The sequence below is a fragment of the Solirubrobacter ginsenosidimutans genome (assembly GCF_027587205.1).
This window is the reverse complement of record NZ_JAPDOD010000049.1, coordinates 53,112-66,767: the sequence shown is the minus strand read 5'-3', so window position 1 is coordinate 66,767 and position 13,656 is coordinate 53,112. Positions and strand designations below refer to the sequence as shown.

17 protein-coding genes and 1 tRNA gene are annotated in these 13,656 nt (G+C 71.1%); 8 read left to right on the top strand and 10 right to left on the bottom strand.

The features are described from left to right. A partial coding sequence (locus OM076_RS35405) for a class I SAM-dependent methyltransferase (protein ID WP_270044893.1) occupies positions 1 to 859 on the top strand: 859 nt, incomplete at its 5' end. Here OM076_RS35405 and OM076_RS35400 read toward each other — a convergent pair. The 3 genes from OM076_RS35400 to OM076_RS35390 are packed head-to-tail and all read right to left on the bottom strand — an operon-like array spanning position 828 to position 3,257. Further along, entirely contained in the window at positions 828 to 2,021 is a 1,194-nt protein-coding gene (locus tag OM076_RS35400; RefSeq protein ID WP_270044892.1) for a protein kinase domain-containing protein, read from the bottom strand. The genes OM076_RS35405 and OM076_RS35400 overlap by 32 nt on opposite strands. Beyond that, a complete protein-coding gene (locus OM076_RS35395; RefSeq protein ID WP_270044891.1) occupies positions 2,021 to 2,512 on the bottom strand; it encodes a hypothetical protein in 492 nt (163 codons plus the stop codon). Before OM076_RS35395 ends, OM076_RS35400 begins: the two co-directional genes overlap by 1 nt. Positions 2,513 to 2,525: 13 nt before the next feature. Continuing rightward, positions 2,526 to 3,257, bottom strand: coding sequence for a metallophosphoesterase family protein (locus OM076_RS35390; RefSeq protein ID WP_270044890.1), 732 nt, complete (start codon positions 3,255 to 3,257; stop codon positions 2,526 to 2,528). A 17-nt stretch (positions 3,258 to 3,274) separates the two neighbouring features. On the opposite strand from OM076_RS35390, the gene OM076_RS35385 reads away from it, so the two are divergent. Then, positions 3,275 to 4,471: a M48 family metalloprotease gene (locus OM076_RS35385; protein WP_270044889.1), complete on the top strand. Its 1,197-nt coding sequence runs from the start codon at positions 3,275 to 3,277 to the stop codon at positions 4,469 to 4,471. Here the strand turns inward: OM076_RS35385 and OM076_RS35380 are convergent. After that, entirely contained in the window at positions 4,446 to 4,748 is a 303-nt protein-coding gene (locus tag OM076_RS35380; RefSeq protein ID WP_270044888.1) for a DUF3467 domain-containing protein, read from the bottom strand. The genes OM076_RS35385 and OM076_RS35380 overlap by 26 nt on opposite strands. Before the next feature lie 20 nt (positions 4,749 to 4,768). Between OM076_RS35380 and OM076_RS35375 the strand changes: the two genes are divergently transcribed. From OM076_RS35375 to OM076_RS35360, 4 genes are read left to right on the top strand one after another with little or no spacing between them, the layout of a single operon-like run. Further along, on the top strand, positions 4,769 to 5,176 hold the full coding sequence (locus OM076_RS35375; protein WP_270044887.1) for a 23S rRNA (pseudouridine(1915)-N(3))-methyltransferase RlmH: 408 nt from the start codon (positions 4,769 to 4,771) through the stop codon (positions 5,174 to 5,176). Positions 5,177 to 5,180: 4 nt separating this feature from the next. Beyond that, positions 5,181 to 6,809, top strand: coding sequence for an arginine--tRNA ligase (gene argS / locus OM076_RS35370; RefSeq protein WP_270044886.1), 1,629 nt, complete (start codon positions 5,181 to 5,183; stop codon positions 6,807 to 6,809). Next, the gene (locus OM076_RS35365; RefSeq protein WP_270044885.1) at positions 6,810 to 7,127 is read left to right on the top strand and encodes a hypothetical protein; all 318 of its coding nucleotides are present in this window, start codon (positions 6,810 to 6,812) and stop codon (positions 7,125 to 7,127) included. Beyond that, entirely contained in the window at positions 7,124 to 8,494 is a 1,371-nt protein-coding gene (locus tag OM076_RS35360; protein WP_270044884.1) for a hypothetical protein, read from the top strand. The genes OM076_RS35365 and OM076_RS35360 overlap by 4 nt, the downstream gene beginning before the upstream one ends. Here the strand turns inward: OM076_RS35360 and OM076_RS35355 are convergent. The 3 genes from OM076_RS35355 to OM076_RS35345 are packed head-to-tail and all read right to left on the bottom strand — an operon-like array spanning position 8,481 to position 10,209. Continuing rightward, a complete protein-coding gene (locus OM076_RS35355) occupies positions 8,481 to 9,227 on the bottom strand; it encodes a cytochrome c biogenesis CcdA family protein (RefSeq protein WP_270044883.1) in 747 nt (248 codons plus the stop codon). The two genes, OM076_RS35360 and OM076_RS35355, sit on opposite strands and share 14 nt — an antisense overlap. After that, positions 9,224 to 9,673, bottom strand: a complete 450-nt coding sequence (locus tag OM076_RS35350; protein ID WP_270044882.1) for a cytochrome c-type biogenesis protein — start codon at positions 9,671 to 9,673, stop codon at positions 9,224 to 9,226. The genes OM076_RS35355 and OM076_RS35350 overlap by 4 nt, the downstream gene beginning before the upstream one ends. Beyond that, a complete protein-coding gene (locus tag OM076_RS35345; RefSeq protein ID WP_270044881.1) occupies positions 9,670 to 10,209 on the bottom strand; it encodes a TlpA family protein disulfide reductase in 540 nt (179 codons plus the stop codon). Before OM076_RS35345 ends, OM076_RS35350 begins: the two co-directional genes overlap by 4 nt. A gap of 45 nt (positions 10,210 to 10,254) precedes the next feature. On the opposite strand from OM076_RS35345, the gene OM076_RS35340 reads away from it, so the two are divergent. Continuing rightward, a tRNA-Gly gene (locus OM076_RS35340) sits at positions 10,255 to 10,326 on the top strand. A 4-nt stretch (positions 10,327 to 10,330) separates the two neighbouring features. Here OM076_RS35340 and rsgA read toward each other — a convergent pair. Beyond that, a complete protein-coding gene (rsgA, locus tag OM076_RS35335) occupies positions 10,331 to 11,206 on the bottom strand; it encodes a ribosome small subunit-dependent GTPase A (protein ID WP_270044880.1) in 876 nt (291 codons plus the stop codon). A gap of 128 nt (positions 11,207 to 11,334) precedes the next feature. After that, complete coding sequence (locus OM076_RS35330; protein ID WP_270044879.1) at positions 11,335 to 11,634, bottom strand: MTH1187 family thiamine-binding protein; 300 nt, start codon at positions 11,632 to 11,634, stop codon at positions 11,335 to 11,337. Between the two features lie 106 nt (positions 11,635 to 11,740). On the opposite strand from OM076_RS35330, the gene OM076_RS35325 reads away from it, so the two are divergent. Beyond that, positions 11,741 to 12,559, top strand: a complete 819-nt coding sequence (locus OM076_RS35325; RefSeq protein ID WP_270044878.1) for a flagellin N-terminal helical domain-containing protein — start codon at positions 11,741 to 11,743, stop codon at positions 12,557 to 12,559. Position 12,560: 1 nt separating this feature from the next. Here OM076_RS35325 and OM076_RS35320 read toward each other — a convergent pair whose 3' ends face one another. Further along, positions 12,561 to 13,655 carry a CapA family protein gene (locus tag OM076_RS35320; protein WP_270044877.1) on the bottom strand — a complete coding sequence of 365 codons (1,095 nt, stop codon included), beginning with the start codon at positions 13,653 to 13,655 and terminating at the stop codon, positions 12,561 to 12,563. Between the last annotated feature and the right edge of the window lies 1 nt (position 13,656).

Sequence of the window (13,656 nt, the reverse complement as noted above, 5' to 3'; positions counted from 1 at the left end):
GGCCGGCGGCGACGCGGCGGCCGGCGGCGACGCGGCGGCGGGCGGCGACGCGGTCGCCGGCAGCGACGGCGCGGCCTTCAAGGCGTTCGAGGCCGACGGCTGGTCCGCCCGCGCGGGGACGTACGACGCGCTGATGGCGCGGGCGACCGCGCTCGCGATCGAACCGCTGCTCGACGCCGCGCGCATCGGCCGCGGCACACGCGTGCTCGACGTCGGGTGCGGGCTCGGGACGCTCGCCGCCGCCGCGGCCGCGCGCGGCGCGAACGTCACCGGCGTCGATCTCGCCGCCGGCATGCTCGCCGAGGCGCGCCGCCGGCACCCGGAGATCGCGTTCGTGCAGGCCGACGCGGAGGCGCTGCCGTTCGCCGACGGCGCGTTCGACGTCGCGCTCGGCGCGTTCATCGTCAACCACCTCCCGCATCCGGAACGAGCGGCGGCGGAGCTGCAACGCGTCGCCCGCGGCGTCGCGCTGGCGATGTGGGGACCCGAGGAGGAGGTCGCGCTGCTCGGCCTCGCGGCCGCCGCCGCACAAGACCTCGACGCCGCGATCCCGCCGGGCCCGGACTCGCTGCGGTTCACCGACGCCGGCGAGCTCGCGCGGCTGATCGGCGGGACCGTCACCGACCTCCACGAGACGCTGCGCATCGACAGCCTCGACGAGCTCTGGGACGGCGTGCGCGGCGGCACGGTGCGCACCGCCGCAAGACTCGCCGCCGCGACACCCGCCCAGCGCGACGGCGTGCGCGCCCGCCTGGCCGAGCTCGCCGAGCGGCACCGGGTCGCCGGCGGTGGCTACGCGCTGCCGACGACGATCCGCATCGCCGTGGTCAGCGGGTGTTGTTGTCGATCAGGTCCTTGAAGGACTGGACGGCGTCGTCGACGGACCCGCCGACCTTCTCGTTGAGCTGGACCTGCTTGGAACCGGAGTTGTTGAGCGCCTGATAGCCGATCGCGCCCGCGACGACGATCACGATCACCAGGACCAGCGCCACCCACTTCCCGGCACCGCCCGACTGCTTCTTCGGCGGCGGCGCCTGCCGGCGCGACGGTGCGGCCCGGCGCGGCGGGGGCGGGTCCTCGATCACCGGCTGCAGCGGACGGCGAGCGCGCGGCACGGTGCCGGTCGGCGGCAGCATCCGCGTCGCGTCCTCCTCCGGCAACGCGCGGGTCGAGTCCAGGCCCTCGGTGTAGCCGATGCCCGCGAGGCCGTCGCGCAGCGCGTCCTCCATCTCGGCCGCGTCCTCATAGCGGCGCGCGGGGTCCCGTGCCAGCGCGCGCGCCACGGCGGCGGCCAGCGCGGGCGGCACGTCGCGCACCTCGTCGGACAACCGCGGCGGCGGAGCGCTCTCCTGCAGCCGCGCGAGATCGGTCAAAGAGGCGGCCTCATACGGCAGCCGTCCCGCCATCAGCTGGTATGAGACGACGCCCAGCGCGTACATGTCCGACGCGGGGCCGGCCGGTTCGCCCCGCGCCTGCTCGGGCGACAAATACGCCGCCGTGCCCAGCACCGAGCCGACCTTCGTGATGTCGGACTGCTCGGCGGCCTTGGCGATGCCGAAGTCGGCCAGCTTGACCACGCCGTCGGTGTTGACCATCAGGTTGCCCGGCTTGACGTCCCGGTGCACGACGCCGTTGCGGTGGGCGTAGTCCAGCCCGCGGCACGCCTGGGTGAGGATCTCGACCGCGTCGCGCGGGGACATCGGCCCGTTGTCGCGCAGCAGCTCCGCGCAGGAGTGGCCGTCGACGTACTCCATGACGATGAACTGGCGACCGGAGTGCACGTCGGTGCCGAAGTCGAAGACCTGGACGATGTTCGGGTGCACGAGCCGCGCGGCGGCCAGCGCCTCGCGGCGGAAGCGCGACACGAAGCTCGAGTCCTCGGCCAGATGCTCGGCCAGCAGCTTGACCGCGACGTTGCGCTCCAGGCGCGTGTCGAACGCGAGCTGCACGGTGGCCATGCCACCCACGCCGAGCCGGCGCTCCAGGCGGTAGCGATCGGCGAAGAGCTGCTCGGTCGCCATCAGCGCGGGGGCTCCGGGGTCGCGGTGTCGGCGGGCGCCTCCGTGGGTGCCGCCGACTCGGTCGCGGTCGGGGTGGCCGTCGCGGTCGCCGTCGCCGTGGCGGTCGCGGTGGCCGTTGCGGTCTCCGTCGGCGTCGCGGTCTCGGTGGCCGTCTCCGTGGCGGTCGGCGTCGAGGTCTCCGTCACGGTCGGCGTCGGCGTCTCCTCGGCGCGGCAGTCCTCGGTGATCCGGCTCTGGATTCGCGTGATCCAGTCCTCGAGGTTCTGTTTGAGCTTCGCGTCGACCGCCCGCGGGAGCTGATCGAGCTGGCGCTGCACGGAGCGGACCTGAGCCCGCGCCTCGCTGCGGTCCTCCGCGGTGCACGCCGCCTCGATCTTGTCGGCGGTCTCCTGCAGCGCCTGAGCGTTGCTCTGGGGGATCAGATCGGGATTCGACTGTCCGCAGCCCGCCAACACAGCGACGACCAGGACGAGGAGCGGCAGGCGTCTCATCAAAAAGTCCAGGTTACTGCCCGTACTGGAGTCGCTCGGCCAGCGAGTCCGGGAGCCGGGCCGCGCGGATCGCGGCCTGCGCGCCCGCGATGTCGTACTCCGCCCGCTGGTAGGTGCACACCTGACGCTGGGTGTCGAGCAGCAGCCAGGCGGCGCGGGGGTCGCCGTCGCGGGGCTGGCCGGTGGACCCCGGGTTGATCAGCCAGTCGCCTTGTGTGAGATCGAGCTCAATGCCCTCGCGCTGGGTCGATCCCGCCGCCGGGAAGCCCTCCGGGCGATGGAACGACAGCGCGACGTGCGAGTGACCGATGAACGACACGCGGAAGTCGGTCGAGTCGAAGCAGAGCTCGGCGGTGAGACCGCTGAGCACGTACTCCCAGATCGGGTCGCGGGGGGAGGCGTGAAAGAGGCCGAACCCCTCGCCTTGACCCGCCGGCGACAGGCTGAGCAGGAACTGGCGGGTCTCGTCGGAGATCACCTCCTGCGTCCAGCGCGCGGCGAGCGCGGCCCCGCGCGAGAAGTCGTCCAGCGAGAGCACCTCGACGACCGCGAGATCGTGGTTGCCGGCGAGGCAGATCGCGGCGTGCTCGGCGGCCAGCGCGACGCAGGCGTCCGGCTCCGCGCCATATCCCACAAGGTCGCCGAGGCACCACAGTTCCTCCGCTCCGGCCTGCTCGGCGGCGGCGATCACCGCCTCGAACGCGTGGCGGTTTCCGTGGATGTCGGTGCAGATGGCGACCTGCATGGCGTAGCGTCTATTCGGTGCCGCGAAGGTTGGGCCTGCCTGCCGCAGTCGTCACCGCGCTGGTCGTCGCGGAGGCGGCCGTCTTGCTCCTGCGGCCAAAGGAGCGGTTCCCCGTCGAACACGTGGAGGCGCGAGCCTACTTCAGCGCGGCCGAGCTTGAGCGCGCAACGACGTTCCGCACCGGCCAGCTCTGGCTCTACGGGGCGCGAACGGCGCTGGAATTGGCCGTGCTGGTGGGCGCGGTGCGGCTCGCGCCCCGCGAAGGCCGCCGCCCGGTGCTGACGGGCGCGGCGACCGCGGTGGCCATCACGCTGACCACCACCGTCGTCGCGCTCCCGGTCCGCGCGGCGAGCCGCGAGCGGGCCAAGCACGTCGGCCTGGTCACGCAGTCGTGGGGTGGGTGGGCCGTCGACGTCGCCAAGGGCGCCGCCATCGGGGGCGCGATGTCGGCCGCCGGCGGCGCGCTGATCGTCGTCGGCCTGCGCCGCTTCGGACGCGATTGGTGGGCGCCCGGGGCCGCGGCGGTCGCGGGCTTCGCGCTCGTCTTCACCTACCTCGGCCCGGTCGTGCTCGACCCCGTGTTCAACACGTTCACCCCGCTGCCCGCCGGCGACACCCGCGCGGACGTCCTGCAGCTGGCCAAGAAGGCCGGCGTCGAGGTGGGTGAGGTGTACGAGGTCGACGCCTCGACGCGCACCACCGCCGCGAACGCCTACGTGACCGGCATCGGCCACACCAAGCGCGTCGTCCTCTACGACACGCTGCTGAAGGACTTCACGCCCGCGGAGACGCGGCTGGTCGTCGCCCACGAGCTCGGCCACGTCCGCCACAAGGACGTCCAGCACGGCCTGCTCTGGCTCACGCTGGTGGCGCCCTTCGCGACGCTGGCCGTCGCCCGCGGCTCCGAGCAGCTCACCCGCCCGGGGGCCACCGCCGTCCCCGCGGTCGCGCTGAGCCTCGCGATCATCGCTCCCGCCATCACCACGGTCTCCAATCAGCTCTCGCGGGCGGTCGAGCGCCGCGCCGACGCGTTCGCGCTGGACCTGACCCACGAGCCGGACGCGATGGTCGGCTTCGAGCGCCGGATCACGCTGCAGAACGTCGGCGATCCCGAGCCGCCGCGCTGGCAGCAGATCGTCATGGGCACCCACCCGCCCACGATGGAGCGGATCGGGCAGGCGCTCGCCTTCAGGAGAAGTCCGGCCGGTCCTTGATCTCCGGAAGGCCCTTGATGCCTTCCGTCGTGCGCCACTTGGACCAGTTGTCGTCCATGGCGTCCATCAGCTCGCGCATCGCCTGCGGAGACATCGACACGCGGGTGACGACCACGCCCGGGACCTCGTCCTCGTCCACCTCGTGGTCCACGCGCGAGAACGTGAGCGTGAACTCGTAGTCGGAGTGCGAGACCGTCGCGAAGTTCGCATACACGCCCGCCATCACCTCCGGCGTCGTGTGCAGGTTGAAGTGCCGCTCGCGCTCGCCGGAGTCCATGCCACCTAGCATCCCACTTCGTGCGCTATTTCGTGGTCGCAGTCGGTAAAGCGCGTCCGCCGTACCTCGATGACCTCGAGCACTACGCGAAGCTGCTCTCGCGTTATGCCCGCGTGGACGTGATCGAGGTCTCAGACGACGAGGCCTTGCAGCGGCGGATTCCCGAGCGCGCGTGGGTGTGCCTGCTCGACAGCCGCGGCCGGGCGTACTCGTCCGAGGCGTTCTCGGGCTGGCTGGAGGAGCGCCGCCAGGCGGGCCGCGACGTCTGCTTCGTGATCGGCGGCGCGTTCGGGACCGAGCTCGCCCACGCCGATCACAAGCTGAGCTTCGGCCCGGCGACGCTCCCGCACCTGCTCGCCCGCGTGGTGCTTATGGAGCAGCTGTATCGAGCGCACAAGATCCTGGCCAATGAGCCGTACCATCATTAGCCGCGTGCATCCCATCGACGAACTCCGGGCCGCGGTCGAGGCGGCCGCGGGGGACCTCCGCAACGGCAACGCCGCGCCCAAGGCGCGCGCGAGCCTGGAGCGCCCGAAGAAGGCCGGATTCGGCGACTACTCGACCAACGCCGCGATGCTGCTGGCGCCCGCGCTGGGCGCGCCGCCGCGGGAGATCGCCGAGCGCCTCGGGGCGAAGCTGACCGCGCGGCTGGGGGAGGCGGTCGATCACGTCGAGGTCGCGGGACCGGGCTTCCTCAACGTCTTCCTGGCCGACGCGTGGTACGTCGCCGCGGCGCGGCAGATCGTCGCGGCGGGCGACGAGTGGGGCCGCGGGACGCCGGAGCATCCCGAGAAGGTGATCGTCGAGTTCGTCTCGGCCAACCCGACCGGCCCGCTGACCGCGGCATCCGGCCGCCATGCCGCTTACGGCGACGCGCTCGCGCGCCTGCTGGAACTGAGCGGCAACACCGTCACCCGCGAGTACTACTTCAACAACGCCGGCTCGCAGGTCGACAAGCTCGGCGCCTCCGTGCGCGCCCGCGCCCGCCACGAACCGGTGCCCGAGGACGGCTACCAGGGCGACTACGTCACCGAGATCGCCGCCCGCATCCCGGGCGCGGCCGAGAAGACCGCCGAGGAGCTCGGCGCCGTGGCCTCGGCGCTGATCATGGAGAGCATCCGCGCGACGCTCGCCGCCTACCGCGTCGAGTTCGACTCCTACTTCCTCGAAGGCAGCGTCTACGACGGCGACCCTTCGCCGATCGCGGTCGCGTTCGAGCTGCTTAAGGAGCAAGGGCACTCCTACGAGTCCGAGGGCGCGCTGTGGATGCGCACCACCGAGTACGGCGACGACAAGGACCGGGTGCTCAAGCGCTCGACCGGCGCCCCGACCTACTTCGCGGCCGACGTCGCCTACCACGAGAACAAGGTCCAGCGCGGGTATGACCGCCTGATCGACGTGCTCGGCGCCGACCACCACGGCTACATCGGCCGGATGAAGGGCGTGATGGAGGCGCTCGGGCACGAGCCCGGGCGGCTGGAGATCCCGATCCTGCAGTTCGTCCACGTGGTCGAGGGCGGCGAGAAGGCGAAGATGTCCAAGCGCCGCGGGGACTTCGTCACGCTCGACGAGCTACTCGAGACGATCGGCGTCGACGCCACCCGCTGGTTCATGATCAGCCGCTCGCACGAGTCCACGATCGACCTCGACCTGGAGCTGGCGGCCAAGCAGGACGCCGAGAACCCGGTCTACTACGTGCAGTACGCGCATGCGCGGATCGCGTCGATCCTGCGCAACGCGGACGCCGCGGAGGTCGAAGCCGCGCTCGTGAGCGAAGGCAGCGGCCTCGCGCTCAACGCCTCCGAGCGCGAGCTGATCCGCAAGCTGCTCAGCTTCCCCCCGGAGGTGCGCGAGGCGACCGAGCGGCGCGCGCCGCACCGGATCGCCGGCTACGCACTGGAGCTCGGGCAGGCCTTCGCCGCGTTCTATCGCGACTCGCCGGTCCTCAAAGAACAAGACGCGGAGCTGCGGGCCTTCCGGCTCGCCCTCTGCGTCGCATCCCAGAAAACACTCGCCGCCGCGCTCGGGCTGCTCGGCGTCTCAGCTCCGGAGGCCATGTAGATGCTCGACGCTACGACGTCGTTGACGGTCCAGGCACGCGTACCCAACCCCTACGTCCACGTGGACAACCGGGGGCTGATCCTGTGCAATGGACCGCGATGCGTGTGCGTTCCCGCCTCACAGCTGCGCACCTGCGCGGAGACGTTCGAGATCATCGCCACCGAGAAGCGCGCGACCCGGGTGCAGGGACCGCACCTGGTGGGTGGGTACATCGACGGCGGGTACGTCGTGCTCTACGCGGGGACCGTGGACGATCTCGTCTCGGTCAGCCTGAATTCCGGCGAGTTCGACGCGTTGCGTGCGGCGATGGCGCGATGAAGCTCCTGCTCGGGGTCGTCGCGGCGCTGCTGGTGTTCGCGGCGCCCGCGCGCGCCGAGGAGCAGCTCCTGACGCTCTACTCGCCGCCGATCGACTCCGAGCCCTACGTCCACAAGTCCACGACCGTCGTGCTCAAGGCCGACGGCGTGGGCGCGCCGAAGGAGCCGGGCTACGTGCTCGGCTTCCAGGAGCAGGCGCTGGTCGATAGCAAGGACCCCGACGCCAAGCCGCTCCCGGTGTCGAAGATGATGGTCCACCACTTCCTCTACTACACCCGCGGGCGGGTGGATCCCGGCCCCGGCGGGTGCCTCGGCGGGGACTTCCTGAGCGGGCGTGGGGAGGAGCACCCCAACGGGCGCTTCGACGCCGCCTGGCCGCCCGAGCAGCGGGCGCTCTACGGCGTCCACAACGTGACGGCCGCCGGCACCGCGCCGGAGTGGACGCTGACCGCGATGGTCATGAACCACTACAAGCAGACCAAGCGCTTCTACGTCCGCACCCGCATCTGGTACACGACCGAGCCGCGCACGCCGCTGTACCCGGTCTCGATCGGCGACTGCCGCCACCTCGGCAACGGCATGTCCTACGACGTCCCCGGCGGCGGGAAGCCGGGCTCGGAGTTCGTGGACCGCTCGCGGTGGACGGCGCCGTTCGGCGCCCGGATCATCGGCGGCGCCTCCCACCATCACGGCGGCGCGACGCACCAGACGCTCTCGAGCGTCACCTGCGGGCGCACGCTGATGGACGCCAAGGCCTACTACGGCACGCCGGACAACATCTACAACACGATCCGCCCGATCCTGCACGAGCCCGGGCCGATCGCCAACGGCACCTTCCACTCAGACCAGGGCATCCCGATCGCCGCGGGGGAGACCCTCGAGCGCGCCGCCTACCACTCCAACGTGAATCTCCACGTCGCCGCGATGGGCTTCTGGGTCCTGCAGCTGGTCCGCGACGACAGTCTCACCGCCTGCGCGCCGATGCCGACCGACCTGCGCGAGGTGTTCAAACCCGCGAAGTACGACCAGACGGCGCCGTTCGTCTACGACCGGGTGGTGCCGCAGCTGGCGAAGCCGACCGGGTCCTGGAAGACCTACAGCGGCGGCGAGGTGCCGATCGGCGACCGCTGGTTCAAGCCGCAGCGCCTGACCTCGAAGGTCGGCCAGCGGGTGACCTGGAACTTCGGCGGCGCCGAGCCGCACAGCGTGACCGTCGCCAACGGCCCGCGCGGCTTCTCCTCCAACTACCTCGGCCAGTTCGGCGGCACCTACTCCTTCACGCCCACCGTCCCGGGCACCTACCGGCTGACGTGCCTGATCCACCCGACGACGATGAGCGAGACGCTCAAGGTCGTCAAACGCTCTTGAAGAAGTTCAGGCCCAGGTCGTCGAGCCAGGCCTGGGCCTTGATGTTGAGCACGGCGAGCTCGCCGGTGAAGAGCAGGATGCCCATCGTCACCAGGATCAGGCCGGAGATCCAGGTGATCAGGAGGTAGTGGTCGCGCAGCACCCGGAACGCGCTGGTCATGCGGGTGAAGGCGACCGCCGTCAAAAGGAACGGCACCGCGAGCCCGAGGGAGTAGAACGCGAGCAGCACGCCGCCCTTGCCGACGGTGTCCTGCGTCGCCGCGACGTTGAGGATCGCGCCCAGCGTGGGGCCGATGCAGGGCGTCCAGGCGACCGCGAACGCGGCGCCGGCGACGATCGGGCCGCCGGAGCCGGCGCGGCTGATCAGCGCGTCCGGGCGCCAGTCGCGGTTCAGGCGCGGGACGAAGGGCGTGGCCAGGAAGAAGATGCCGAGCGCGACGATGATCGCGCCCGCGATCTTGTCGAGCGTCGCGCGCGAGTCCTGCAGCGTCGAGCCGAGGCCGGTGGCGGTCATGCCCAGCGCGACGAAGATCGCCGTGAAGGAGAGGCAGAAGACGATCGCGGGCAGCAGGATCTTCAGCAGGCTGCGCTCGCCGCTCTTCATCTCGACGATCGAGACGCCGCTCACCGCCGAGAGGTAGCCCGGCACGAGCGGCAGCACGCAGGGGGAGACGAAGGAGACCAGGCCGACCGCGAACGCGGCGATGATCGTGGGGTCGGCGCCGCCGCTCACCGGCTCAGCTCCGCGTCCAGGCGCTGGGCATCCTCGGCGCTCAGCTCCGGCGGCAGGTGGGTCTCGATCGGCGTGTCGCCCGCCGTCGCGCGCCAGCGCCGCAGCGCGACGCCGATCCCCACGGCGGCGAGCAGCACGATCACGATCGGCACGATCCACAACGTGGCGTTGAACCCGCTCGCCTTGGGCTCGGCGAGGATCTGCTCGCCGTACTCGTCTACGAGCGCGGCCTTGATCTGCGCCTTGTCCTTGCCCGCGGCGATCTGCTCGCGGATGAACGTCCGCTCCTGGTTGGCGACCGGGGAGCTCGAGACGGCGAGCACGGTGCCGCACTCGACGCACATCACCTCGTCCTCGATGTCCGGGAGCGAAGCGCGCGGCGGCGCGGCGAGCGCCGGCGCGGCAAGCGCCAGCAGCAGCGCGAACGCGACCAGAACGGCTCTCATGCCTTCTCCGCCAGCAACTTCGGCAGCTCCTGGTCCAGCCACGCCTGCGTCACCGGGAAGCGCCGCAGGGCCGCGACGCGGCCCTTGCGGTCGATCAGGAACGTCTCCGGATAGCCGGTGACCCCGAACTCGCGCCCGTAGGAGCGGTCGCGGTCGCGCAGGCTCGGGAAGGTCGCCTTGCGCTCCTTGAGGAAGCCGATCGCCGCGTTGCTGGCGTCCTGCGTGTCGAGGCCGAGCACGACGCCGCCCTTGGCCGCGATCGCGTCGTGCGTCTTCTGCAGCAGCGGCACCTCCTCGCGGCACGGGTCGCACCACGAGGCCCAGACGTTCAGCACGACGACCTTGCCCTTGTAGTTCGCCAGCGAGCCGGACCCCTGCTGCGCCAGCCACGGCAGCGCACTGACCGGTGCGGTGGGACGCTGGCCCTTGGCCACGGCGTCGTCGAGCGTCGTGTCCGTCCCCTTCGAGACGACGCCGTACGTGAGCAGCCCGACGAGCGCCGCGGCGACGAGTGTGACGGGCCAGAAGATGCGCATGCGCACGCGGGAAGGGTATCCGCGTCAGTTACACTCTCGACCTTCGCGGGCGTTGTCCAATGGCTAAGACGTTGGCTTCCCAAGCCAAAGATGGGGGTTCGATTCCCCTCGCCCGCTCTCATCATCTTCGTGACTTGGCGCGCCGGTCGTCGATCGACGCGAGTTCCTCCTGAAGCTTGCGCCACGCCTCGATCCGCTCGGGCGGCAGCGCGGCGCGAACCGCGCACCCGGGCTCGGTGGTGTGGCCGCAGTCGGAGAAGCGACAGCCCAGCGCGAGCTCCTCGACGTCGGCGAACGTGTCGCCCGCGCCGTCCCACAGGCCGGCGATCCGGATCCCGGGCGTGTCGATCAGGAACGCGCCGCCCGGGAGCGTGAGCAGCTCGCGGGTGACCGTGGTGTGGCGGCCGCGGCCGTCGGCGCGGATCTCGCCGGTCTTCTGGCGCTCCTCGCCCAGCAGCGTGTTGATCAGCGTCGACTTGCCCGTGCCCGACGCACCGAGCAGGACGGTGGTCGCGCCCGGGTCCAGCAGGCCGCGGACGACGTCGATGCCCTCGCCGGTGCGGACGCTCACCGCGACCGAGTCGATGACGCCGAGCGTGCGGCCGAGCTGGGCGGCCTTCATGTAGCCGTCCTCGTCGAGGTCGGACTTGGTCAGCACGAGGGCGACCGGCACGTCGCCGGAGCCGGCCAGCGCGGCGAAGCGCTCGAGCCGCCGCTCGTTGGGGTCCGGTAGCGGCTCGGTGACGAGCGCGAGGTCGACGTTGACCGCCAGGACCTGGCCGTCGGCGGCCTCGCCGGGCGCGCGGCGGACGATCACGCCGTGGCGCGGCATCACCTCGGCGATCGAGCCGGCCTCGTCGAGGCCGACGAAATCGCCCGTCACGGGCGTGACCGGCAGCTTGCCGCGGGCGGTGACGAGCTCAGGCTCGCGATCGGGGGCCGCGACCAGCCAGAGGCCGCGGTACTGCGCAAGCACGCGCGCAGTCGTGAGTTTCAACAACGGGGGTTCTCCACATCAGTTCGCAAACGGGGCATCGACTCGGAGCGGGCCCCAGGCGCGTCGGCCGGGAACCCGTTCAGCGGGTCGTGGCGGTGATGTGAAGGCGCTGCAACACGAGATGAAGGCTAGAGCAGACGCTGCACAGAGGCAACTTTGTCCTCGAGCGTCTGCGCCTTGTCGCGCCGCTCGTCGAGCTTGAGCACCGTGTACACGCGCGGGATCCCGAGCTCGAACGGCACCGCGTGCAGCTCGCCGACCACGGCGAGGATGTCCGCCGTCTCGCCCTCCAGCGACGTGCCCATGGCGTGCAGCACGTAGCGGACGCGGTCCTGCGCCGCCAGCCGGCGCTGGATCTCGGCGATGTACTCGGAGGCGCTCGCGTCGGCGCGGCCGAGGGAGATGACGGTCAGATCGGCGGTGGCCATCCAAAGCACCCTAAAGGCCCATCCGGACCTGCCGACTACCCCGGCAGAGGCGACACGGAGTTGCTTCGAGTCCAGCCCTTTCACCCGATCAACAAGGAGTTGCATCATGGGCCTTCGTATCCAGAACAACGTCGAGGCGTTCAACACCCACCGTCAGCTGACGGCCACGGCGTCGGCCGCTTCGAAGTCGATGGAGAAGCTCTCCAGCGGCTACCGCATCAACCGCGCTGCGGACGACGCTGCCGGCCTTGCCATCTCCGAGAAGATGCGTGGTCAGATCGGCGGCCTCGCCCAGGCCCAGCGCAACGCCCAGGACGGCATCTCGCTCGTCCAGACGGCGGAAGGCGCGCTGACCGAGGTTCACTCGATGCTGCAGCGCATCCGTGACCTGAAGGTCCAGTCGCTCAACGACACGCTCGCGACCGAGGACAAGGACGCGATCGCCGCTGAGGTCTCCCAGCTCAGCACGGAAATCGGCAAGATCGGTTCCGACACGGCGTTCAACGGCACCAAGCTGCTGGACTCCGCGACGGCTCTGAACTTCCAGGTCGGCGCCAACGACGGCGAGACCATCTCGGCCAGCGCGTTCGCCGTTTCGGGCGGCTCGGGCATCAGCTCGATCGCCGCGGTTTCCGACGGTGCCTCGCTCTCGTCCGTCGGCGTCTCCGACATCGACGCGGCCATCAACGACATCTCCAAGGCGCGTGCCTCCTTCGGCGCCGTGCAGAACCGTCTGGAGCATCGCCTGAACAACCTGGCGACGTACCAGGAGAACCTCACCGCCTCCGAGTCGCGTATCCGCGACGTGGACATGGCTGAGGAGATGACGAAGTTCACGAAGCTGAACATCCTGCAGCAGGCCGGCACGAGCATGCTCGCGCAGGCCAACCAGGCGCCCCAGGGCGTTCTGTCCCTGCTGCGCTAAGTCAGCGTTCTGTAGCGGTGACCAACCCGGAGCGGTCGATCTTCAGATCGCTCCGGGGGAAGTCGCCGCGGCTCAAGCTCTTGATGAGTTTCACGGCGCCGCGGCCCCTGTCTGCATGGGGGACGCCGGCGCCGTCGAGCTTGAACGACGCGATCCGGGCGGCGTAGAAGCGCCCCGCCGGTCCGAGCGCCACCGTGATGATCGCGCTCAGCGAGCTCCGCCCGCCGGTCCCGAAGTTGTGCCAGCCGGCGAGGTTGCCGAGCGAGTACGCGACCAGGCGGTTCTTGTAGAGCTCCAGCCCGCGCAGGACGTGCGGGCCCGACCCGAGCACCAGGTCCGCCCCGGCGTCGATCGCCGTGTGCGCGAAGTGCCGGCTGTCGCCCCGGAACTCCCCGAACGCCCGCTCCGGCCCGCGCGGGACGTGCTGCTTGTCCGCGCCCTCGGCGCCCGCGTGCAGGAAGGCCACGACGATGTCGGCCTGCTCCGCCGCGCTCTTGACCCGCGCCGCGACCGCCGCGTCGTCGCCCATCGCGTTCGTCCAGGCGTACGTAGAGAAGCCCAGGAACGCGACCCTGGTGCCGTTGCGGCTGAGGATCTTCAGCTCCCCGGGCGCGCCCGTGGCCTCGACCTTCGCCTTCGACAGCGCGTCCCGCGTGGAGCGCCAGCCGAGCGCGCCGTAGTCGAACGCGTGGTTGTTGGCGTGGTTGACGATGTCCACGCCGGCCCGCCGCAGCGTCTTCGCATTGCCGGGCGGCGCCTGGAATGCGAAGCAGTCCTTGGCGCCCCCGGCGCACTTGGACGCGCCACCGGGCCCGAAGGTCCCCTCGTAGTTGACCGCGGCGAGGTTCGCGGCCTTGAGCACCTCGGTTCCCGCCGTCAGGAGCGGGCGGCCGGCGTCAGGTGGATTACCGTATGAGGAGCCGAGCGTGACATCGCCGCCCCAAGCGATGCTCACCGGCTTGGGTGCGCGTTTGGGGGCCGCGGCGGCGACGGCGTCCGCGGTGACCGGCGTCTCACCCGTCCAACTCGGCGCCAGCGAGGCCAGCACGAGCAGCAGCACCGCGACGGCGGTCCGTGTGGTGCCGATGAGACGCATC

Coding starts and splice junctions, on each gene's coding strand:
- OM076_RS35400 (WP_270044892.1), bottom strand. CDS start 2,021: ATGGCGACCGAGCAGCTCTTCGCCGATCGCTACCGCCTGGAGCGCCGG.
- OM076_RS35395 (WP_270044891.1), bottom strand. CDS start 2,512: ATGAGACGCCTGCCGCTCCTCGTCCTGGTCGTCGCTGTGTTGGCGGGC.
- OM076_RS35390 (WP_270044890.1), bottom strand. CDS start 3,257: ATGCAGGTCGCCATCTGCACCGACATCCACGGAAACCGCCACGCGTTC.
- OM076_RS35380 (WP_270044888.1), bottom strand. CDS start 4,748: ATGGACTCCGGCGAGCGCGAGCGGCACTTCAACCTGCACACGACGCCG.
- OM076_RS35365 (WP_270044885.1), top strand. CDS start 6,810: ATGCTCGACGCTACGACGTCGTTGACGGTCCAGGCACGCGTACCCAAC.
- OM076_RS35360 (WP_270044884.1), top strand. CDS start 7,124: ATGAAGCTCCTGCTCGGGGTCGTCGCGGCGCTGCTGGTGTTCGCGGCG.
- OM076_RS35350 (WP_270044882.1), bottom strand. CDS start 9,673: ATGAGAGCCGTTCTGGTCGCGTTCGCGCTGCTGCTGGCGCTTGCCGCG.
- OM076_RS35345 (WP_270044881.1), bottom strand. CDS start 10,209: ATGCGCATCTTCTGGCCCGTCACACTCGTCGCCGCGGCGCTCGTCGGG.
- OM076_RS35330 (WP_270044879.1), bottom strand. CDS start 11,634: ATGGCCACCGCCGATCTGACCGTCATCTCCCTCGGCCGCGCCGACGCG.
- OM076_RS35325 (WP_270044878.1), top strand. CDS start 11,741: ATGGGCCTTCGTATCCAGAACAACGTCGAGGCGTTCAACACCCACCGT.
- OM076_RS35320 (WP_270044877.1), bottom strand. CDS start 13,655: ATGCGTCTCATCGGCACCACACGGACCGCCGTCGCGGTGCTGCTGCTC.